Source organism: Marinobacter sp. H13 (assembly GCF_059072335.1).
On record NZ_JCACRU010000001.1, the window covers coordinates 3,878,868 to 3,899,352 of the forward strand.

The 20,485-nt window shown below is 58.7% G+C and carries 18 protein-coding genes; 11 read left to right on the top strand and 7 right to left on the bottom strand.

Translation table 11 applies throughout. The features are described from left to right. Positions 1–206: 206 nt before the first annotated feature. The 5 genes from AC5JQH_RS18065 to AC5JQH_RS18085 are packed head-to-tail and all read left to right on the top strand — an operon-like array spanning position 207 to position 3,967. Positions 207–1,484: a DUF2066 domain-containing protein gene (locus tag AC5JQH_RS18065; RefSeq protein ID WP_008172836.1), complete on the top strand. Its 1,278-nt coding sequence runs from the start codon at positions 207–209 to the stop codon at positions 1,482–1,484. 21 nt (positions 1,485–1,505) lie between these two features. Further along, positions 1,506–2,066, top strand: a complete 561-nt coding sequence (locus tag AC5JQH_RS18070) for a CDP-alcohol phosphatidyltransferase family protein (protein WP_175497385.1) — start codon at positions 1,506–1,508, stop codon at positions 2,064–2,066. Beyond that, positions 2,063–2,761 (top strand): DnaA regulatory inactivator Hda, encoded by a 699-nt coding sequence (hda, locus tag AC5JQH_RS18075; protein ID WP_008172833.1) that lies wholly within the window; start codon positions 2,063–2,065, stop codon positions 2,759–2,761. The genes AC5JQH_RS18070 and hda overlap by 4 nt, the downstream gene beginning before the upstream one ends. A 60-nt stretch (positions 2,762–2,821) precedes the next feature. Continuing rightward, a complete protein-coding gene (locus tag AC5JQH_RS18080; RefSeq protein WP_008172831.1) occupies positions 2,822–3,619 on the top strand; it encodes a ParA family protein in 798 nt (265 codons plus the stop codon). Between the two features lie 12 nt (positions 3,620–3,631). Continuing rightward, a complete protein-coding gene (locus tag AC5JQH_RS18085) occupies positions 3,632–3,967 on the top strand; it encodes a YqcC family protein (RefSeq protein ID WP_008172829.1) in 336 nt (111 codons plus the stop codon). On the opposite strand, the gene nadC is transcribed toward AC5JQH_RS18085, so the two are convergent. Continuing rightward, positions 3,968–4,807: a carboxylating nicotinate-nucleotide diphosphorylase gene (gene nadC / locus AC5JQH_RS18090; RefSeq protein ID WP_219119829.1), complete on the bottom strand. Its 840-nt coding sequence runs from the start codon at positions 4,805–4,807 to the stop codon at positions 3,968–3,970. Between the two features lie 223 nt (positions 4,808–5,030). Between nadC and AC5JQH_RS18095 the strand changes: the two genes are divergently transcribed. From AC5JQH_RS18095 to AC5JQH_RS18110, 4 genes are all read left to right on the top strand, one after another. Beyond that, positions 5,031–7,328, top strand: a complete 2,298-nt coding sequence (locus AC5JQH_RS18095; RefSeq protein ID WP_491713473.1) for a DUF1631 domain-containing protein — start codon at positions 5,031–5,033, stop codon at positions 7,326–7,328. A gap of 69 nt (positions 7,329–7,397) precedes the next feature. Continuing rightward, positions 7,398–8,024: a 1,6-anhydro-N-acetylmuramyl-L-alanine amidase AmpD gene (gene ampD, locus AC5JQH_RS18100; RefSeq protein WP_062784867.1), complete on the top strand. Its 627-nt coding sequence runs from the start codon at positions 7,398–7,400 to the stop codon at positions 8,022–8,024. After that, positions 8,025–8,912, top strand: a complete 888-nt coding sequence (locus tag AC5JQH_RS18105) for a hypothetical protein (protein ID WP_008172824.1) — start codon at positions 8,025–8,027, stop codon at positions 8,910–8,912. It abuts the gene before it with no gap. A 120-nt stretch (positions 8,913–9,032) separates the two neighbouring features. Next, positions 9,033–11,063, top strand: a complete 2,031-nt coding sequence (locus AC5JQH_RS18110; protein WP_053114921.1) for a methyl-accepting chemotaxis protein — start codon at positions 9,033–9,035, stop codon at positions 11,061–11,063. 46 nt (positions 11,064–11,109) lie between these two features. On the opposite strand, the gene AC5JQH_RS18115 is transcribed toward AC5JQH_RS18110, so the two are convergent. The 5 genes from AC5JQH_RS18115 to AC5JQH_RS18135 all read right to left on the bottom strand — a co-directional run bounded on the left by AC5JQH_RS18115 (position 11,110) and on the right by AC5JQH_RS18135 (position 17,508). Continuing rightward, positions 11,110–11,667, bottom strand: coding sequence for a cob(I)yrinic acid a,c-diamide adenosyltransferase (locus AC5JQH_RS18115; protein WP_493805806.1), 558 nt, complete (start codon positions 11,665–11,667; stop codon positions 11,110–11,112). Positions 11,668–11,680: 13 nt separating this feature from the next. Continuing rightward, the gene (locus AC5JQH_RS18120; protein WP_053114922.1) at positions 11,681–12,574 is read right to left on the bottom strand and encodes a ketopantoate reductase family protein; all 894 of its coding nucleotides are present in this window, start codon (positions 12,572–12,574) and stop codon (positions 11,681–11,683) included. A gap of 5 nt (positions 12,575–12,579) precedes the next feature. After that, entirely contained in the window at positions 12,580–15,432 is a 2,853-nt protein-coding gene (locus tag AC5JQH_RS18125) for a valine--tRNA ligase (protein WP_092031894.1), read from the bottom strand. A gap of 83 nt (positions 15,433–15,515) precedes the next feature. After that, positions 15,516–16,028, bottom strand: a complete 513-nt coding sequence (locus AC5JQH_RS18130; RefSeq protein ID WP_092031892.1) for a DNA polymerase III subunit chi — start codon at positions 16,026–16,028, stop codon at positions 15,516–15,518. Next, positions 16,015–17,508 (bottom strand): leucyl aminopeptidase, encoded by a 1,494-nt coding sequence (locus AC5JQH_RS18135; RefSeq protein WP_491713857.1) that lies wholly within the window; start codon positions 17,506–17,508, stop codon positions 16,015–16,017. The genes AC5JQH_RS18130 and AC5JQH_RS18135 overlap by 14 nt, the downstream gene beginning before the upstream one ends. 242 nt (positions 17,509–17,750) lie before the next feature. Between AC5JQH_RS18135 and lptF the strand changes: the two genes are divergently transcribed. Both lptF and lptG read left to right on the top strand, forming a co-directional pair. Beyond that, complete coding sequence (gene lptF, locus AC5JQH_RS18140; RefSeq protein WP_008172817.1) at positions 17,751–18,860, top strand: LPS export ABC transporter permease LptF; 1,110 nt, start codon at positions 17,751–17,753, stop codon at positions 18,858–18,860. Beyond that, complete coding sequence (gene lptG, locus AC5JQH_RS18145) at positions 18,847–19,908, top strand: LPS export ABC transporter permease LptG (RefSeq protein ID WP_062784951.1); 1,062 nt, start codon at positions 18,847–18,849, stop codon at positions 19,906–19,908. The genes lptF and lptG overlap by 14 nt, the downstream gene beginning before the upstream one ends. A gap of 29 nt (positions 19,909–19,937) precedes the next feature. On the opposite strand, the gene AC5JQH_RS18150 is transcribed toward lptG, so the two are convergent. Beyond that, positions 19,938–20,477: an RDD family protein gene (locus AC5JQH_RS18150; RefSeq protein ID WP_008172814.1), complete on the bottom strand. Its 540-nt coding sequence runs from the start codon at positions 20,475–20,477 to the stop codon at positions 19,938–19,940. Positions 20,478–20,485 lie beyond the last annotated feature (8 nt).

Below are 20,485 nucleotides of genomic sequence, written 5' to 3' on the forward strand. Positions count from 1 at the left end.
GTTGGCCAGTGGGTCAGGCGGCGGATTTTAACAGGTGCGGTGTGGCGCTCCAAATGTATATTGCTTTTCCGAAATCCGGGGCCGCTACTCACACCCTGGGGCATGGTGTATCCTATGCGCCATTCATGCGAATTGCAGGGTGTTTCATGTCAGTATCAGGGCAAAAGCCGGCACACAGGTCTTTATCCGGGACGTGGGTAGTTGCGTTGTTCACCGTTCTGCTGTCTGGGTTTTCCGCCCAGGCGAGTGCCGTGACGGTTTCCGGTCTCTATTCGGCAAAGGTGCCAGTGGAAGGGTCCTCGTCGGGTCAACTCGCCCAGGGATATGCAGACGGGCTGAGCCAGGTACTGGTAAGGGTTTCCGGTACCCGAGACGTACTGGCGATGGAGGGCGTTGAAGCCCTGCTGTCCGATGCCGAGTCGTTACTTCTTTCCTATCAGGTTGCCCGTGGCGAGTCCGGCCAGAGTGTTCTGAGCATGTCCTTCGGAGCGGTTGGCGTGAATCGCGCGCTGGCTGCAATTGATGCGCCGGTGTGGGGTGCCAACAGACCGCTCACACTGGCCTGGATTGCTGCCGAGGATCGTGGCTCGAGAACACTCGTAACACGGCCCGGGGCCGGCTCTGGTCAGGAAGACGCAGGAGCCTGGAGGGCTGCGTTCGATGAGGCGGCCAGAAAGCGTGGCTTGCCCGTGGCGCTGCCCCCGTCAGATTTCAGCTCTGACCGCGAATTGCTCTCGGATATCTGGGGGCAGTTTATTGGTCGGGTGAAGTCTGCATCCGGGAATCTGGACCATGATGTGCTCGCTTTGGTGCGGGTCAGCCGTGCTGGCGGGCAATGGCGTGCCGGCTGGGTCTTCGATGGTATGGCCATGAATGCCGGGGAAGAGTCGGTAACCGCCGATACCCCGGAAGCGCTGGCGGAGGCGACGATAAACCGCTGGGCGGAGTTATACGCCAGCCGATACGCGGTTGCTGCGTCGGAAGTGGGCGATTCGCCCCAGGTGGACATTGTGCTGCGTGGCGTTACGTCGCTTGAAGACTATGCCGGCGCCAATAAGGTGCTGGAAGGACTGACCCCCGTGGTTAGCGTTGGTGCCCATCGGGTACGGGACGAGCAACTGACCCTGCGGGTGGCTTTCTCCGGTGAGCTGGACCAGCTGCGGGAGTACATCGCCCTGGATCCGCGCTTCGTTCCAATGGAGGCCGACGTTCCGGCAGAACCTCCGGTTACCGCCCGCACAGCAGAGGACCAGGTGGCGTCGTCTGGGCCGAACCCGCAAGAGGCGCTCGAGAGCGAGGTATCGCAGCCGGCTGGCCCGGATCAGCAAACCTCTGCGGAGGCGTCTGAAGAGACTGCCCTGTTTACCTATCAGCCGGTGCCCGTCGATGAGGAAGATGCCAGGGAAGCGTTCGAATCCCTGTACCAGGTTCTGTATTATCGTTGGCAACCGTCTTCTGTCATCGGGAGCGATGGCGGCGAATAAGGTGTAACCGGAGGGAGTCTTTTGAATTTGCACCGCTGGCGCTGGATTCCCAATGCCCTGACGTTCCTGCGCATTCTTCTGATCGCTCCCTTCGCGGGAGCGTTACTGATCGGAGATTATCGCCGGGCGTTGCTGATATTCTTTCTGGCCGCCGGCACAGACGCGGTTGACGGCTTCCTTGCCCGCCATTTCAATTGGCGTTCCAGGCTTGGTGCAATTGCAGATCCTCTCGCCGACAAGGCCTTGTTGATCACCGCGTACCTGATGCTTACTCTCACCGAGGTTCTGCCCGTGTGGCTGTTTCTGCTGGTGTTGGGGCGTGATCTGCTGATTGTGGTCGGCGCTCTGGCCTACCACTACAAGGTTGGTCGATACGATATGGAGCCCAGCATTCCCGGCAAGATCAATACGTTTATCCAGATTCTTGTAGCCCTGGCCATCATCGTGCTTCTGGCGGACCTGCCGATGCAGCCCTGGGTGGTGGATGCCGGCATTATCCTGGTGGCTGTTTCCACCGTGTTCAGCGGGGCGCATTACCTGTTTGTGTGGGGCTTGCGGGCCTGGAGGGCTACCCGGCCATGACCGCATCCCAGTTGGTGCTCGGGGTCAAGCTGCGTGACGACGCCCGATTCGACAATTTCCATGGCGACCGGAACACGAGCGCAGCCCAGCGTCTTGAAAGCGTTTGTCAGCAACCTGATGATATGCCTGTCGTTGTTCTGTGCGGTGATGCCGATACCGGCAAGAGCCATCTTCTACAGGCAGTGTGCCACCTGGGCGAAAAGCAGGGCAGGGCAGCGGTGTGTATCAGCATCGCAGAGCTAGAGCCTTTTGGTCCCGATGCCTTGTCGGGGCTTGAGACCCATGAGATCGTCTGTCTTGACGATGTCGACCGCATCGCAGGCCAGCGGGTCTGGGAAGAGGCCATTTTTCATCTCTATAACCGGATTCTCGATCGAGGCGGCCTCTTGCTGGTGAGTCTGGCCGATTTGCCGGCCAGTTTGCCCTTTGAGTTGCCGGATCTGGTCTCCAGATTCAGTCACGGGCTGATCATCCAGTTGGGTATTTACCGGGATGAGGATCGCCTGACCATTCTCAGGGCCCGTGCCGAGAAACGTGGCCTGGTGATGGCGGATGATGTGGCCAGCTATATAATGCGCCGGGCGCCCCGAAGGCTCGGTGATTTGCTGGGGATTCTGGATATACTGGATGAAAATTCACTTCAGGCACAGCGGCGGCTTACTATTCCGTTTGTGAAGACAGTGATGGGGTGGTGAGTTGGAATGGGTTCATCGCAGGGCAGAAATCGATAAGGGATTCATCAAGGGAGAGGCAATATGAGACGGGTGGTATTCAACCAGAAAGGCGGTGTCGGCAAGTCCAGTATCACGTGCAATCTCGCAGCTATCAGCGCCGCTCGTGGAAAGCGCACCCTGGTCGTGGATCTTGATCCGCAGGGAAACTCCACCCATTATCTGCTGGGCAAGCCTGCCAGCGAGCTCAAGGACACCGTTGCGGATATGCTGGAGCAGACGGTGGCCTTTACCGTGTTCAATCGCCGTCCGGACGAATTTGTCCATGCCTCACCGTTCAAGAACCTGTTTGTGATGCCCTCCAGCCCGGAGCTGGATTTTCTCGAGCGCAAGCTGGAGGCCAAGCACAAGATATACAAGCTGAGGGAAGCCCTGAAAAAACTGGGTGAATCCTTCGATGCGATCTACATCGATACCGCGCCGGCGCTCAATTTCTATACCCGGTCTGCCCTGATTGCAGCCCAGCGCTGCCTGATACCCTTCGACTGTGACGATTTTTCCCGTCAGGCGCTGTACAACATCCTCAACGAGATTCGTGATCTGCAGGAAGACCACAACGAGGATCTTGTTGTCGAAGGGATTGTTGCCAACCAGTTCCAGCCGCGGGCCAGCCTGCCCAAGCAGCTGGTCAGGGAGCTTACCGAGGAGGGCTTGCCGGTTCTGCCTGTGCGTCTCTCGAGTTCCGTGAAGATGAAAGAGTCCCACCAGAGCCGGCAGCCCCTGATTCACATGGCACCCAAGCACCCGCTGACGCGCCAGTACGAGGACCTGTTCCGGGTTCTGCATGGCGAAACCGTGGAGCTTGAGCCGCTTAACGATTGAAGCGAGACTGATATGACCGAATCCGGTAACCCGGTCGGGCAGGTTGCGGACTGCCTTCTGAACATTGAGATGGAGTTGCGGCAGCTGGGGCTCTGGGAGTCAGAGCCACCACCGGACGAGGCGTTCCAGAGTGCGCAGCCCTTTTGCATCGATACGCTGGAATTTACCCAGTGGCTGCAATTTGTTTTTGTGGAAAGAATGAAGATCATTATCGAAAACGACCACCCGTTGCCCTCGGCCTCCGGCATAGCGCCGATGGCCGAAGAGCATTTCCGGGGGCGACCGGAGTCCGGTAGCAGGCTGGTTCGGGAGCTGGAGGTGATCGATCGCCTGCTTAGCGGGGAGTGATCAGTCCAGTCTCATTGACAGGTCGACAGCCTTTAAATCCTTGGTCAGCGCGCCAATCGAGATGAAGTCCACGCCGGTTTCGGCGATCGGCACCAGGGTGTCGGCATTGATTCCCCCGGATGCCTCCAGCTTTGCTTTGCCACCAGTGGTAGCGACCGCGGTCCGCATGTCTTCAAGTGAGAACTCATCCAGCATGATGATGTCTGCACCCGCTAGAAGGGCCTGTTCCAGCTCGTCAAGGTTCTCGGTTTCCACCTCCACCGGTTTGCCCGGTGCAATCCGGTGGGCGGCTTCAATGGCCAGGGCAATGGAGCCGCAGGCGGCAATGTGATTTTCCTTGATCAGGAAGGCATCCCACAGCCCGATCCGGTGATTGAAGCAGCCGCCACAGGTTACAGCGTATTTCTGGGCCAGGCGCAGACCGGGCAGGGTTTTACGGGTATCCAGCAGTCGAACACCGGTGTGTGCAACCCGGGCGGCATAGCCTGCGCAGGCGGTCGCAACGCCAGACAGGGACTGGAGCCAGTTCAGAGCCGCGCGTTCGGAGCTTAGCAGGCTTCGTGCCGAACCCTGCATGGTAAACAGCACCTGATCCGGCGACACGGTCTCGCCATCGGCAACCTGCCAGTCGAGCTCAACGGCCGGATCCACCTGTCGGAAAACCTCGTCCACCCACTCCCTGCCCGCGACGATGGCGGTTTCCCGCGTAATTACCCGCCCTGTTGCCTGTTTGTCGGCGGGTATCAGTCTGGCCGTGATGTCGCCATCGCCGATGTCCTCCCGCAGACTCTGGGCAACGTTTTCAATTCTGGCCTGGCGGAGGAGTTCAGGGGCAATCATAGGGCAAAAAGTCCGGTGCAGTGGGTTGACGGCGTTTCAGGCTGTCAATTCTAAAGCGCCGCCGGTGAATCGCCAAACTCTTGGGGCTGGGCTGCTAAACTGTGATGCACGTCAGGTCTACACAAAAGGTGACAAATTCTGACACAACCTGACGTGGGCAGCTCGTATCATGTGAAGTGGAGAAATAAACAGGCAATTGTGTAATACAAGGCGGAGCAGCGAGATGGTGCACGATAACAAGGTTGTCAGCTTTTCAGGCCGGAAACCGCCCGCCCGGTTTTCTTTGCCTGCGTCCCTCGTGCGCCTGCGTGACGCATCGGGTCAGTCCCTCAAGTCCGTTCTTGCCAGTTTTTTCGATCGTGCCGATGATGCCCTGTTTGAACTCGCGGACAGAGCCGGCTCCAACCTCGACCAGACCGCCTACTTTGATGCCATGCGGGAGCTCAGGCTTCGTCGCAAGGCCATGGTGGTCTCGATCCTCCAGTACGTCAGCCAGGCTTTCAATGAAATCGGAAGGTTCCAGCCCCAGCAAAGTGCCAGGTCCCTGGATGAAGTTGACGAGGACTCTCTCAGCCTCGTTGATCATTCCCAGCTTGAGCAGCAGGTGGCAGTCGACAATCTCATAAATAAACTCCGGAACCGTTATACCGAACAGATCCGTCTGCTTACCGTCCGGGTCGGGCATCTGGTGCCGGGCATCGAGCTGAAAGACGCACAAATGCCGCTAAGCCCTGAAATCATCTGTGGCGGTGTTGCCGAGGCCTGTGCAGACCTCGACATTGATATCCGGGCCAAGCTGGTGGTTCTGAAGCTGTTTGATCGCCTGCTTGCCGATACCCTCGGTGATTTCTACAAAGAAGCCAATCGCACCTTGATCAGTGAAGGCGTAATGCCTGACATGAAACGACCGCCCACCGGCAAGGTGCCCTCCCGCTCCGGTCAGCGTGGGTCAGCAGAGAGTTCAGTGCCGACCAGTGCCAGCGGTCAGGCGGATTCTGCCAGCGAGAGTCAGGGTATGTCTCAATCACAGGCCACTTTCTCGGAGCTCAGCGCGCTGTTGCATCGCGGTGAGTCTAATGCTGTCACTGGCGGATCCCCGGTCGGCGAAAGCTACATTGATACCGACAGGCTCATGGCCCGTTTGACAGAAGCGCAGTCGAGCAGCAGGCAATGGGGTGAAGGTACCGTTGTACCTCTGAGCGAGCAGCTTCAACCCATCCTGCGTTCCGGCGATGGCAACAGCCTGAGCGTTGGGCAGGTCGACAGTGACGTGATCAATCTGGTTTCCATGCTGTTCGACTTTATTCTGGAAGATCGCCAACTGCATCCGGTGATGAAAGCATTGATCGGGCGCCTGCAGATTCCGGTGCTGAAAGTGGCGCTGAGTGACAAGAACTTTTTCAATCGGGGCGGTCACCCGGTTCGAAAACTGCTTAACGAGCTGGCACTCTCGGCCATTGGCTGGACCGAGAAGAAGGCCGGGCAAAGAGACCCGCTTCGGGACAAAATCGAATCGGTTGTAGATCGGGTTCTGTCTGAGTTCACTACCAACGTCTCCCTGTTCGAGGAGTTGCTGAAAGATTTCAGCCACTTCATGGATCTCGATCGCCGACGTCGTGAGCTCGTCGAGCAACGTCTTCGGGATGCTGAAGAAGGGCGGGCTCGACAGGAGCGGGCGTCCCAGGCGGCGGAAGGCTTGGTTAAGGAGCTGACAGAGCAGCGGGACGTGCCCGAACCGGTTGCCGGCCTCCTGAGCGAAGCCTGGACCCGGTACCTGCAATGGGTTGTCCTCCGGGAGGGCGAGGAAAGCGACCGGTGGCAGCACGCCCGGAACCTGACCGAGCAGTTGGTCTGGAGTGTGGATCCGCGCCCGGTCACTGATACCACCAGGTCAGATCTGCTGAGGGCAATACCGGCCATTGTGGACGACCTTCGCAAGGCACTGCAGGATATTTCCTGGGACCCGTTTGCCACCGATGCGGCGATTCGCGACCTTGAACTTGCCCATGTGGATGTTTTCCAGCGATTGGTGACGGCTCCGTCCAGGCCGGAATCACCTTCGGAACCAGAGGATCTGCTCGTTCCGGAGCCCGCTGCTGAGCAGCCCGTCGAGCCCCCTGAGCCGGCGGCCGAAGACGCTGTCAAAGCAACGCCCTCGCCGGCCGAGCCTGAAGTGCCTGTTTCTGTGGTCAGCGAGGCTGCCTCCCAGGCGGACGCTGAAACGCAGACTGCTTCAGTATCTCCAGAGTGGCTGTCAAAGGCCGAAAGCCTGCGTGTGGGTTCCTGGATTGAACTTACCCGCGACGAAACCCGGGTGCGCTGTAAGCTTGCGGCCTTTATCAAGGCCACTGGCAAATATATCTTTGTGAATCGCAGTGGCGCGAAGGTGGCAGAGTATCTGCGTCAGGAACTGGCCGCCGACATGGAATTCGGGAAAATCAGCATGCTGGATGATGGTCTGATCTTCGACCGGGCACTGGAGTCGATCATCGACAACCTGCGCTGCAGCCGCAAGGACTGATTCGTAGCAACCGTGGCAACTTTGTGATTCAATCAGAGGCTGTAATGCTCTGAAACTTTTGGAATTACTTTGCCCGATTCAGACGTTTTTTCCGAACGCCCTTCCGCCTCCGGTACCGATGGAAATTCGCTTCGCGAAACCGGGCGGATTTCCTTCGCCCGCTGGACCCCTTCGCCGAATTTCGGGCCTCGTCCGGATGGAGCGGGCATCTCTCTTCTGGTCGTCCACAATATCAGCCTGCCTCCGGGCCAGTTTGGTGGCCGCGAAATAGAAGACTTCTTCTGCAACCAACTCGACCATTCTGCGCACCCCTACTTCAAGACTATCGAGGGCGTCCAGGTGTCTGCGCACCTGCTGATTCGCCGCGATGGCGCGCTGGTGCAGTTTGTCAGCCTGCTTGATCGGGCCTGGCATGCCGGCCGATCGTGTTTTGAAGGGCAGGAGGAATGCAATGATTTTTCCATCGGGATTGAGCTGGAAGGGACCGACGACACCCCTTACACCACCGAGCAATATCGCATGCTGGCGAAAGTGGCGGACCTGATTATGACGGCCTGGCCGGATATCACGGCCAATCGGATTACCGGGCACTGCGACATTGCGCCCGGCAGGAAGAGCGATCCCGGCCCGGCTTTTGACTGGCGGTATTTCCGGTCAGCCCTGGAAATAGTCCGAGGATCGGGGAGGAACGTCTGAATGGTATTTGTTGTGTTTCTTCTGGCCTACATGGTACGTAGGCGTCTGGATTCCCTGGACATGCTGTCTGGCGATGAGGTCTGGCGCCGTTGGTTCCGCTACGGCAGCCGGGTCAGGGCGGGCCATGAATCGGGGATAGCAACCGGGCTGGCACTGGTCCTGTTGCCGGCCCTGATACTGGGGCTTGCGGAATACCTGCTGGTGTCTTCTGGCTGGAGAATGGCGGCTTACCCGCTGGAGTTCCTGGTGCTGGTCGTCCTTATGGGAACGCCGGGCTGGCGACAGGTACTGCGGGCCTATGCGGAGGCGTGGCATCGGGGAGACATGCAGTCGGCCTGGCATCATGTGAAAGACCTTCTTCCGGCCGATGAACGGGGAGCCGCAGTGTCTCCCGAGGCCATGCACCTCTCCCTGTCCAAGGCACTGATGGTTTCGGTGTTCCAGCGCTTTTTTCTGGTGGCTTTCTGGTATGTGGTTGGCGGTATCGGTCTCGCGGTCCTGGCGCGTGGGCTGGTAGCGCTCGCCGAGCAATGGCCGCAGGCGCCGGCCAGGCCCAGGTTTGCAAAAATGTCCGACCTTGCCGGCTGGATTCCTGCCAGGCTTTTGTCGTTAACGTTCGGAATTGCCGGAGATCTGGCCGGCTGGCTGCGTGAAACTCGCCAGACTCTGACCGGAATCTCCAAAAAAGCGGGCGAGGTACTCATGATTTCGGCCAACGGGTCGTTAACCGGGTATGCACTGGATCCAGCGAGGTTTTCCCGGATTCACCCGGATGAGTGGACAGCGTTTGGGGGAAGGAGTCTGCGAGCGGTAAGGGATCTGCTGAACAGAAGCATGCTGGTATGGATATGCATACTCGCCCTGCTGGTTATTTCCGGCGTCGTTTAGCCCGGATTTTATAAAACATTACAGTTTAACAACAAATAAAGCTTAAGTTTTTAAGACTTTAGGCGACAATGGAAGAAAAGAATTAACGTTCAGTGGTTATTTGCCAGCACGAGGGTCCCTGTGAAGCAACTCATTAATCCTGCCATTGCCCTGATGAACCGGCTGCCGATGGTCTACAAGTTCAGTCTCATCAGCATTCTGTTCCTTTTACCAATTGGTGGGCTGTCCTGGCTTGCCATTTCCGAGCTGAATCGCTCGGTTCAGACCATGACCCGGGGTGTCGAGGGGCTGGAGCAACTCCAGCAAGTGGATCGGCTGGTGGATGCGGCGATGGATTATCGAGACTATCGCTCACCGGCGATCATCAAGGATGAGAGTGCCATTACCGCAGTTTCCGAAGAAGCGGCCACTGAGATTGATAGCCTTTTGGCGGCTCTGACCGCAGAAGAGCGCTCGTTCGATACGACTGGCTCCTGGGCCGATCAGGTTGAAGGCCTTCGCCAGGAGTGGGAAGCATTGCGGGCCGATGACAATTATCAGGGCAGCTTCGATCCTCAGTTCAAGTATTATCAGGAATTCGTCCAGAAGGCACAGGCGCTGCTTTCGGCCACCATTGAAATCTCTGGTTTGGGGCAGGGGGCCTCAAGAGAAAACCAGTTGATTCTGGGCCTGGTCCAGGACTCTCTCCCGGCTGCACGCACCGTGATCGGTCGGGCAAAATCCTACGGAATCTTCGCACTGGTCGAGGGGCAGGTAGGTTACGCCCTGAGCGAAACCCTGAACGAAATCTATGACCAGTTGACCAATCGCACCTCCTTGCTTTCACCGGCTTTGGCTCTTGCTTCTGAAGCATCGCCGGCCCTCGCCAATCAGGCAGGCAACGCCATTCAACGGGTTGACGAGAGTTTGATGGTGGTTCGGGATCATCTGGATCTGAACGTGATAACGCCCATGCGTCTGGAAATGCCCTGGACCGAATACGACGATCTGATGTCCGGGCAGTTGGCCCACTACGACGACGTCAAGACGGCTGCCTTCAGCGTGGTCGACTCGAACCTGCGCGCACGGCTCGAGAGTGAGATCAACCAGCGTCGCCTGATTGTGGTTGCCCTGATCGCCGTGCTGCTTGTGGTTGTCTATCTCTACATCGGCTTCTTCATGTCCGTACGTACCGCCATCAACCGCTTCAGCGAAGCCGCACGGAACGTTGCCGCCGGCGACATGACCACGCACATCAGTTTGCGCAACCGCGATGAGCTGGGCGAGTTGACGACGGAATTCAATAACATGACCGACCGGATTGCCGAGCTGATCCGCTCTGTCAGCCGGACGACGGCGGACGTAGACCAGCAGGCCACCCGGGTCAATGACACCGCTGCGGCCAATAGCGAAGCGGTTGCGCGTCAGATGGAAGAAAGCGGCCAGATCAATGAAGCCATGAACCAGATGGTTGAGGCGGTTCATGAAGTCACCGAAAGCGCGCACCGGGTTGCGGACAGCGCGAGCAATGCCGAACAGGACACAGAAACCGGCCGGGGCGTGGTGGCCGACACGGTTGAAACCATCAACAAGCTGGCGGGTGAAATCTCAGGCGCGGTGGAAGTGATCAACCGGGTCAGCAAGGACAGTGACAACATCAGTCAGGTGCTGGTCGAGATCAAGGCCATCGCCGAGCAGACCAACCTGCTCGCCCTGAACGCCGCGATCGAGGCGGCCCGGGCCGGGGAGCAGGGGCGTGGTTTCGCGGTGGTTGCCGATGAGGTTCGCTCGCTGTCACAGCGCACGCACAAATCGACGGAAGAAATCGAAGGCATGATTTCCCGGCTCCAGAGCGGCGTCAAAGACGCGGTGTCGGCCATGACCAACAGCCGGGACGTGACCGAGGCAACGGTGCAGAAGTCCGGAGAGGTGACAGAGGCCCTGGATAGAATCGCCAAGGGCATCTCCGTGATCGTGGATATGAGTCACCAGATCGCCCAGGCCGCCGAAGAGCAGTCTGCCGTCGCGAAAAACGTGAACTCGAACGTTGAGCAGATTGGCGAGCTGGGCCAGAAAACCGCCGCCAATGCTGAAGAAACCCTGGGTTCTTCCAGAGAAATGTCGCAACTGACAGCGTCGCTTCAGCGTCTGGTGGAAGCCTTCAAGGTCTGATCGGTGCGACCTTTGCGCGCGATCAGGCGCATAAAAAATCCGGCCCTTAGAGGCCGGATTTTTTTTGTTCCCAGAGAATCTCTTCGCCACCCTCGCGCCGGGCCAGTACGCGGGCGATGACAAACAACAGATCCGATAGACGGTTCAGGTAGTGTCGGGAAGCGGTGTTGATAGAGTCCTCATGGCCGAGGGCGACGACAACCCGCTCTGCACGACGGCAGACCGCCCGGGCAAGGTGACATTGGGCGGCGCCGGGACTGCCTCCGGGCAGGACAAAATTCTTCAGCGGTGGCAGGCCTTCGTTGTGCCGGTCCAGGGTGCCCTCCAGCCATTCGATGTGTTCGTCACCAATCACACGGCTGCCGGGGATGGCAAATTCGCCCCCCAGGTCAAACAGATGGTGCTGAATGCGGCGCAGGCTCTCCACCAGTTCGTCGTCGCTGTCCAGGGTTTCGATTAGCAACCCGATATGGCAGTTGAGTTCATCAGCGGTGCCCATGGCTTCAACTCGCTGGGCATTCTTGGCAATCCGGTTGCCATCGGCCAGGCCCGTGGAGCCATCGTCTCCGGTACGGGTGTAAATCTTGGAAAGGCGGATGCCCATCAGTCTGCTCCTGTTAATGTGACGACAGTTGTTGTACCCGTTCGGTCAGCATTTGGTTCACCGGCGTGTCGATACCGAGTTCTTTTCCTAGTTTTGCCAGATACCCGTTGATAAAGTCTATCTCGGTTTGGCGTTTGCGGAGAACATCGGCACGCATGGACGATGTGTTACCCGCGGTGTTTTGAGCGACCTGTTCAATGCGTTGGCGCAGGGAATCCGGTGTTTCCGTGATCTGGGCGGCGGCGCTCATCAGCTCTGATAGTTCCCGGCAAAGCTCGTCGATGGTGTTCTGATATAGCCCTGCAGACAGGATGTCGCCATTGGGGCAGTTCAGGATGGCGGTGTAGGGATTGATGCCCGCATTGACGATCAGTTTCTGCCAGAGTCGCTGAAGGATGGCCGGCTCCCGATGGATGGCCAGGCCGGAGTCTTCCAGCATGGCGACCGCGCGGTCCACCGAGAATCTGGCCTGCTCCGTCAGCGGACCCACCCAGGTATCGCCGGTACCGGCATGGACGAGAAGCCCCGGTTCAGGTCGATTTGCGCCCTCGGTGGTGGTTGCGGCCAGGATCGGGCGCTCCGGCCACCGCTCGGCGACAGCTTGCTGGCTGCCCAGTCCGTTCTGGAAAAGCAGGATGGGGATATCAACGGGTAATTGGTCGATCACGCCTGCTACAGCGCTCAGGGTATCACCGGCCTTGGTTGTCACCAGCATCAGGTCCGGCGTGTCGCCGGTCGTGAGGAAGGGAATCTGTATGGAGGATTCCGGCCCCTCAAAGGGCCGGAAACGGTAATCGACGCTTGAGTCGGTGGGCTCGCCCGGTTTGGCGACGAAGGCAACGCAACCGTTGGGTAGCATTGCGCCCCAGAGCCTTCCCAGAGAGCCTGCACCGAGAATACCGATCATGCCGGTTACATGGCCTCGATATCGGCCCTTTGCTGGCTCAGGCGGGCCTGGCTGCTTTGGGCGTCCCGGAGTTTTTCCTGTTCCTTCTCGACCACCTCGGCCGGAGCCTTGGCCGTGAACTTCTCGTTACCCAGTTTACCCTCCAGGCGACCGATCTCTTTCTGCAGGCGTTCCAGCTCCTTGTCCAGACGCTTGAGTTCGGCTTCCTTGTCAATCAGGCCGGCCATGGGAACCAGTACTTCCATGTCTCCCACCAGTTGGGTGGCAGACATGGGGGCTTTGTCACCCTCAAACCAGTCCAGGCTCTCCAGCTTGGCCAGGGAACTCAGGAACTGGCGATTGTCATTCATGCGGCGCTGATCCTCGGCGTCTTTGCCACGCAGCAATACCGGGATCTTCTTCGCCGGCGAGATGTTCATTTCGCCCCGGATGTTCCGCACGGCAACGATCACCCCCTTGAGCCATTCAATATCAGCGGTAACCGCTGAATCCTGCTTGGTGGCATCCGGTTGCGGGTAGGCCTGCAGCATGATGCTGTCGCCAGTCTTGCCGGCCAGGGGCGCGATCCGCTGCCAGATTTCCTCGGTGATAAACGGCATCATCGGGTGCGCCAGGCGCAGAACGGATTCCAGTACGCGCACCAGGGTGCGACGGGTGCCACGTTTGGCTTCGGCACTGGCGTCTTCATCACTGAGCACAGGCTTGGACAGCTCCAGATACCAGTCGCAGTATTCGTTCCAGATGAACTCATAGAGCGCGTAGGCCGCCAGATCGAAGCGGTACTGGTCCAGGTGACGGATCACGTCCTGCTCGCAGCTCTGCAGCTCGCTGATGATCCAGCGGTCTGCCAGAGACAGTTCCACGGGCTCGTCATTCACGCCACAGTCTTCGCCTTCGGTGTTCATCAACACGTAGCGGGCTGCGTTCCAGAGCTTGTTACAGAAGTTGCGGTAGCCTTCCAGGCGCTTCATATCCCAGTTGATGTCGCGGCCGGTCGTTGCCATGGCGGCAAGGGTGAAGCGCAGGGCATCGGTGCCGTGGGCGGTGATGCCCTCCGGGAATTCCTTCTTGGTGCGCTTGCCGATTTTCTCGGCCAGCTTGGGCTGCATCAGGTTGCCGGTTCGTTTCTCCAGCAGGTCATCCAGGCTGATGCCGTCGATCATGTCCAGCGGGTCGATCACGTTACCCTTGGACTTGGACATCTTGTCGCCGTGCTCATCACGGATAAGGCCGGTGACATAGACGGTATGGAAGGGCACCTGGGGGCTGCCGTCTTCGTTCTTCATAAAGTGCATGGTCATCATGATCATCCGGGCTACCCAGAAGAAGATGATGTCGAAGCCGGTGACCAGCACGTCGGTCGGATGGAAGGTTTTCAGGCGCTCGGTGATCTCTGGCCAACCCAGGGTGCCGAACGTCCACAGGGCAGAGCTGAACCACGTATCAAGAACGTCTTCATCCTGCTCGAGGGCGACATTGGCGTCCAGGTTGTGCTTCTGGCGCACTTCATCTTCGCTGCGGCCCACGTAGATATTGCCGTCGGCGTCGTACCAGGCCGGAATGCGGTGGCCCCACCAGAGCTGGCGCGAGATACACCAATCCTGGATATCGCGCATCCAGGCGAAGTACATGTTCTCGTACTGCTTGGGTACGAACTGGATACGACCGTCTTCCACCGCTTCAATGGCCGGCTTGGCCAGGGTCTTGGCATCGGCAAACCACTGGTCGGTGAGCATGGGCTCGATAATCAGGCCCGACCGGTCACCGCGTGGAACGCTGAGTGCGTGATCCTCGATGTTCTCGACCAGCCCCTCGGCTTCCATATCGGCAACGATTTGCTTGCGCGCCGCTTCGCGGGTCAGGCCAGCGTAGGCGCCCGGCATGGTGCCGTCGAGTTCGGTGTTTTCGGTGCCGTCGGCATTGAACACCTCGGCCACGTCCCGGATGTTGGCGTCCTGGGTCATGACGTTAATCATCGGCAGATTGTTGCGCTTGCCCACGGCATAGTCGTTGAAGTCGTGGGCCGGCGTGATCTTCACGCAACCGGAGCCTTTCTCCGGATCGGCGTGATGGTCGGCAACGATGGGGATACGGCGGTTCACCCGCGGCAGCATCACGTGCTTGCCAATCAGGTGCTGATAACGCTCGTCTTCCGGATGCACGGCCACGGCCGTGTCACCGAGCATGGTTTCCGGCCGGGTAGTGGCAACGATCAGGTAATCCTTGCCATCCTGGGTTTGCGTGCCGTCAGCCAGCGGGTAACGCAGGTGCCAGAAAAAGCCTTTTTCTTCCTTGTTTTCAACTTCCAGATCGGAGATGGCGGTGTGCAGTTTCGGGTCCCAGTTCACCAACCGCTTGCCGCGATAGACAAGTCCCTCGTCGTACAGGCGGATAAACACTTCCTGAACGGCTTTGTAGAAGCCGTCGTCCATGGTGAAGCGTTCGTTGTCCCAGTCCACGGAATTGCCAAGGCGGCGGATCTGGCGGGTGATGGTGCCCCCGGAGTGCTCTTTCCAGTCCCAGATGCGCTTGATGAATTCTTCCCGGCCCAGATCGTGGCGGGTCTTGTCCTCTTCCGCAGCGAGTTTGCGCTCAACCACCATCTGGGTGGCAATGCCGGCGTGGTCGGTACCAACCGTCCACAGTGCGTTACGGCCCTGCATGCGCTTGAAGCGGGTGAGGGTGTCCATGATGGTGTGCTGGAACGCGTGGCCCATGTGCAGGCTGCCGGTTACGTTGGGCGGCGGGATCGCGATGCTGTAGGACTGGCCTTCACCGCTGGGGCGGAAGTACCCTTTGGATTCCCAGTTTTCGTACCACTGGCGCTCGATGTTTTCTGGCTGGTAGGTTTTTTCCATGGGGTTCTGCAGTGACCGTTGGTTGATTCACAAGGGAAAATTGAGACGCACGATTATACATGGTCGCCCTGTTTGCGGCGAACCTAACGCTTCCTCTGATCATGCACCCGGGGTTCAATCCCCAGTGCCCGCAATTGCTTGAAGTGTGACCGCGCCTGATTAAGAACATTCGGGTCGTTATGGGCAACCAGGGCCAGTCGCTTGAACCGGTCGGCATCCGCCGGCAAGGTTGCGGAGAGAATGATCACGGTATCCCAATCCTCTGGCGCCGGCGGGCAAAGCAGAATGCCAACGGGGTCGGAGCAGGTTGTGGCGGAGTCCGGAACAACGCTATGGGGGATGAATGCGTCCGGGCTGAAGTTCCAGAGCAGGTCGTCCAGCTCATCTGCGTGTTGCATGGTATCGCACACGACGCACACGCGGTCGCCCTGCTGCCAGGCTTTGTCCACGAGTTTTGCCGCGTGGAGATTGCGTGCGGCGGGCATGTTCTGGGCAAGGATGTGAAACCAGTAGCGCTGGTTCCGGTCTTCCTGTCCGGAGTGGCCGGCAGCCGGGCTGCCGGTCTCCGAAGAGCTGGAGGGCTTACTTTCCTGCATGGGACATCAGGTAGTCGACCAGCATGGGCACCGGGCGACCGGATGAGCCCTTGGCTTTGCCGGAGTGCCAGGCGGTGCCGGCGATGTCCAGGTGCGCCCAGCGATAGTCCTTGGCAAAGCGGGAAAGGAAACAGGCCGCTGTTATGGTCCCTGCAGGGCGGCCACCGATGTTGGCCATGTCGGCAAAGTTGCTGTCGAGCTGGCTCTGGTATTCGTCCCAGAGCGGCAGGCGCCATGCCCGGTCACCGGCACGCTCGCCGGCAGCAAGAAGCTCGTTGGCCAGTTCATCGTTGTTGGCCAGCAGGCCGGTGGCGTGATTGCCAAGTGCAATGATGCAGGCGCCGGTCAGGGTCGCCAGATCGATGACGGCGGCCGGGTCAAACTTCTTCACGTAGGTGAGGGCATCGCACAATACCAGGCGCCCCTCGGCGTCGGTGTTGAGGATTTCAACAGTCATGCCGGAGAGCGTGGTCACGATGTCGCCAGGGCGGGAAGCGCCGCCATCCGGCATGTTCTCTGCTGCGGCAATCACAGCCACCACGTTGATCTTGGGTTGGGTTTCGGCGAGCACTTTCATGGCGCCGAAGACACTGGCGGAGCCGCCCATGTCGTACTTCATTTCATCCATGCCCTCGCCGGGCTTGAGGCTGATACCGCCGGTGTCGAAGGTGATACCTTTGCCCACAAGTACGTGGGGCTTGTCCTTGGCCTTGCCACCACGGTATTCCATCACGATCAGTCGCGGCGGTTGGGTGCTGCCTTTGCCCACGGCCAGGATGGTGTTCATGCCCATCTTTTCCATCTGCTTTTCGTCAAGCACTTCGGTCTTGATGCAGTCGTAATCCTTGGCCAGCTTCTTGGCTTGCTGAGCCAGCCATTCCGGGTGGCAGATGTTGGGCGGCGTGTTGCCCAGATCCCGGGTGAGATTCATACCACGGCCGGTGGCCAGACCGAGGTTGAAGGCATCCTTGAGGGCCTTGCCGGCACTGGAGGCATGCACAATAGCTTTGTTGAGCTTCCGGGCGGCGGGTTTTTCGCTCTTGAAGTCGCTGAAGGTGTAAAGCTGATCTTCAAGGGTCCGGCCAAGCAGACTGACACGGGCTGCTTCAGAACTCACTGCTTCTTCGCCGGTTACAGGGGTATCTGCGAGGGCGATCGCGACGCTTTTGGACGGACCGTCCTTGAGCGCGGTCATCATCGCGATCAACGCTTTACGGTAGTTGGCAGGGTTGCGATCTTCATCCTTGCCAGTGCCAACCACAAGCAGGCGAGTCCAGGGCTGATCAGCCAGAGGAATGGTCAGCGTCGTGGCATTCTTGCCGGACAGGTCACCGGCCTTCTGGAGTGTCTTGATCATCCCGCCCAGAGCCTCATCGGCCTGATTCGTCGAATCGGGCCAGGTGCCTTTCTCAGGCAAGCCAACTACGAGACAGTCTGCTTTGGTGCTGGCGATGGCTTTACTGCTCAGGCTGAAATTCATGGCAACTCCTGTTGATTGTTCACGAGGCTCCCGCCGGCGGCGGGAATCGTTCTTGATTGTGATCTAGTCTAGCATTGGGGCTTGCGGGGAAATTATCAAGCGATTGGCGCCGCTTCCGTGCCTGTCTGTGCCTTTATGCCGGTGTAATACCGCTACTCTGTCATTCGGCACCAAGGTTACATAGAATACGCGCAGTTCCCAGCGACCTCCACGTTTCAGCGGATACCGCCAGAGAGACCGATTTGAGCATCATTTTCCGTTACCTCATACGCCAGATCATGATCAGCATGGTTGCCGTTTCGGGCATCCTGCTGCTGGTGTTCATGAGTGGCCGTTTCCTGAAATATCTCGACAGTGCGGCCCAGGGCAGCATTTCGGCCGGTGTGCTGCTGGAGATCATGGCCTTTCGGTTTCCGGGTTTTCTTGAGCTGATTCTGCCCCTCGGGCTGTTCATCGGTATCCTGCTCGCCTATGGGCGTATGTATCTCGAAAGCGAAATGACGGTCCTGTCCGCCTGTGGGGTGAGTGACAAGGCACTGTTGGGAAAAACGCTTCTGGGCAGTCTGCCAGTGATGATCATTGTCGGTGCCATGAGTCTTTACGTGTCGCCCTGGGGAATGAATCAGGTTCAGGAAATTCTGAACGAACAACGAAAGGCAACCGAGTTTGAAATGCTTGCGCCCGGGCGCTTCCAGGATTTTTCCTCTGGCGGACGGGTGACCTATACCGAGGCTTTGAGTGAAGACAAGCGCCAGTTGCAGGGCGTTTTTATCGCCGAGTACGCGCCGGACGGGCGTGGCCTGACGATCATAACCGCAGATTCCGGCTCCCAGCTGATCGATCCGGAAACCGGCAGCCGTTTTCTCATTCTGGAAAACGGCGGTCGCTTTGAGGGCGCCGCGGGCCAGCTGAATTACAATGTGATCGATTTCGAAGCCTACGGTCTGAAGATTGAGGGCGGCGAGGCTGGCACCAAGCAGCGGGAAGAGGGCGCCAGTACCTGGAGCCTGATGCAGTCAGACCGCCTGGAAGATCGTGCGTTGCTGCACTGGCGTTTTTCGCTGCCGCTCATCGTGCCAATTGTGACGTTGCTGGCAGTGAGGCTGAGCCGCGTGAATCCACGCCAGGGCCGGTTCTTTCATCTGTTACCGGCAATGCTTGTCTACATTACTTATCTCGGGCTGCTCATTGTCGCCCGGGACTGGCTGGCGGCCGGCAAGGTCCCGGAATGGCTGGGCATGCTCTGGGTCCACGCGTTGTTCCTCGGCTTCGGGCTATGGCTTCAGTTCGGCCCAGCGTGGTTGTACCGCCGGCGCCTGATTCGGGATGGGGGTGCTCGTGCGCAAGATTGACGGGTATGTAATGCGCACGGTTGGCGGTGCGATGTTCCTCGTGATGATGGTGGTGTTGTCCCTTGATCTCATTTTTGCGTTCATCGCCGAACTGGATGACATCCGCAACAACTACCAGATCCTGGACGCACTCTGGTATGTCTTTCTGACCCTGCCAAGACGAATCTACGATTATCTGCCGCTGGGTGCCTTCATGGGCTGCCTGGTGGGCCTGGGTTCTATGGCCAGTTCCTCGGAGTTGACGGTTGTACGGGCTGCCGGCGTATCGCTCAAGCGTATTGTCTGGTCCGCAATGAAGCCGGCGCTGGTTATCGTGGTTATGGGTGTATTGATAGGCGAATATCTGGCTCCGCCTGCCGAGCGCGTGGCCCAGAGTTACAAGGCGGTGGCATTGGGCGCCGGTAGCAACGTGGCGTCGGCTTCGGGGGTCTGGCACAAGGAAGGGGATTCATACATCCATCTGAATGCCGTGCAACCGAATGGCGTCCTGCATGGAGTGTCGCGTTTCCAGTTTGATGATGATCGGCAGCTGCTGGCCGCAAGTTTTGCGGAGCGAGCGATTTATCAGGGCGACCACTGGTTGCTGGAGAATGTTCGCACCACGAGCTTCGAGGATGATCGGACAGTACGCGTTGACGACCGGACCCTGCGCTGGGAAACCGGCCTCTCGCCCGGCGTTCTCAGCGTGTTGATCGTGAAGCCTGAGAATCTTTCGATGACCGGACTCTACACATACGCCACCTATCTTGGCGAGCAAAGCCTCAACGCCTCCCGCTATTGGCTGGCGTTCTGGAAGAAGGCGCTCATGCCTCTGGGAACGGCGGTCATGGTGCTGGTGGCAATATCCTTCATCTTTGGGCCGTTGCGCTCGGTAACCATGGGATTCCGGGTGTTTACCGGGCTGTTGGTGGGGCTTCTGTTCAAATATATGCAGGATTTTCTTGGGCCAATGAGCCTTGTATACGGGTTCAACCCAATGCTTGCGGTGCTGGTGCCCATCGCGGTAAGCGCCGTGGCTGGTGGCATCCTGATGCGGCGGGCTGGTTGACCAGCCCTGCTATCCCACCGGCTAAACCATTACTTTTTGGTCGCTTCTTTGGGTATGGATACAACCACGCTGTCAGAGAGGCGGTCGGTAATGGACAGACCATTGATCGGATAGAACAGCGCAACAATAGCCGGGATGCCCAGAAACAGGGTGGCAGCTCCGAGGTAGTAGCTGCCCAGAAGTGTCAGGAAGATCACAGCCGCCGCCGTCACGTAACGCCTGAGCGCCTTGCTCCAGCTCACCGAAGTACCATCAATGTTTTCAATTCGAATCCGCCAGACCTGCATCCCCAGGGTCTGGCCAATGCGCGTCCAGAAATAGGCAAAGAACAGGTAAAGGATCAGGAACAACGTGAACGTCAGCCCCGGGTCCCCGGAAAGCTGGCCTGCCTCGGCCATCTGTTCGTACCTGTCCCAGCCGGTGATCCAGCCAGCCACCATGGTGTATCCCCAGGTAGCGACAAGCAGCACGGCAATGCTGATCAAACCGTCGTAAATAATGGCAAGGGCACGTTTGAGGGCGGTGGCTGGTGGGAATAGTTCCTCGGCGTCATGGAAGCGTCGGGGCATGGAATCTC

Excerpts from the sequence above, each read along its gene's own strand:
- hda (WP_008172833.1), top strand. The coding sequence starts at position 2,063 with ATGACCGCATCCCAGTTGGTGCTCGGGGTCAAGCTGCGTGACGACGCC.
- AC5JQH_RS18080 (WP_008172831.1), top strand. The coding sequence starts at position 2,822 with ATGAGACGGGTGGTATTCAACCAGAAAGGCGGTGTCGGCAAGTCCAGT.
- AC5JQH_RS18085 (WP_008172829.1), top strand. The coding sequence starts at position 3,632 with ATGACCGAATCCGGTAACCCGGTCGGGCAGGTTGCGGACTGCCTTCTG.
- nadC (WP_219119829.1), bottom strand. The coding sequence starts at position 4,807 with ATGATTGCCCCTGAACTCCTCCGCCAGGCCAGAATTGAAAACGTTGCC.
- AC5JQH_RS18095 (WP_491713473.1), top strand. The coding sequence starts at position 5,031 with ATGGTGCACGATAACAAGGTTGTCAGCTTTTCAGGCCGGAAACCGCCC.
- AC5JQH_RS18105 (WP_008172824.1), top strand. The coding sequence starts at position 8,025 with ATGGTATTTGTTGTGTTTCTTCTGGCCTACATGGTACGTAGGCGTCTG.
- AC5JQH_RS18115 (WP_493805806.1), bottom strand. The coding sequence starts at position 11,667 with ATGGGCATCCGCCTTTCCAAGATTTACACCCGTACCGGAGACGATGGC.
- AC5JQH_RS18120 (WP_053114922.1), bottom strand. The coding sequence starts at position 12,574 with ATGATCGGTATTCTCGGTGCAGGCTCTCTGGGAAGGCTCTGGGGCGCA.
- AC5JQH_RS18125 (WP_092031894.1), bottom strand. The coding sequence starts at position 15,432 with ATGGAAAAAACCTACCAGCCAGAAAACATCGAGCGCCAGTGGTACGAA.
- AC5JQH_RS18130 (WP_092031892.1), bottom strand. The coding sequence starts at position 16,028 with ATGCAGGAAAGTAAGCCCTCCAGCTCTTCGGAGACCGGCAGCCCGGCT.
- AC5JQH_RS18135 (WP_491713857.1), bottom strand. The coding sequence starts at position 17,508 with ATGAATTTCAGCCTGAGCAGTAAAGCCATCGCCAGCACCAAAGCAGAC.
- AC5JQH_RS18150 (WP_008172814.1), bottom strand. The coding sequence starts at position 20,477 with ATGCCCCGACGCTTCCATGACGCCGAGGAACTATTCCCACCAGCCACC.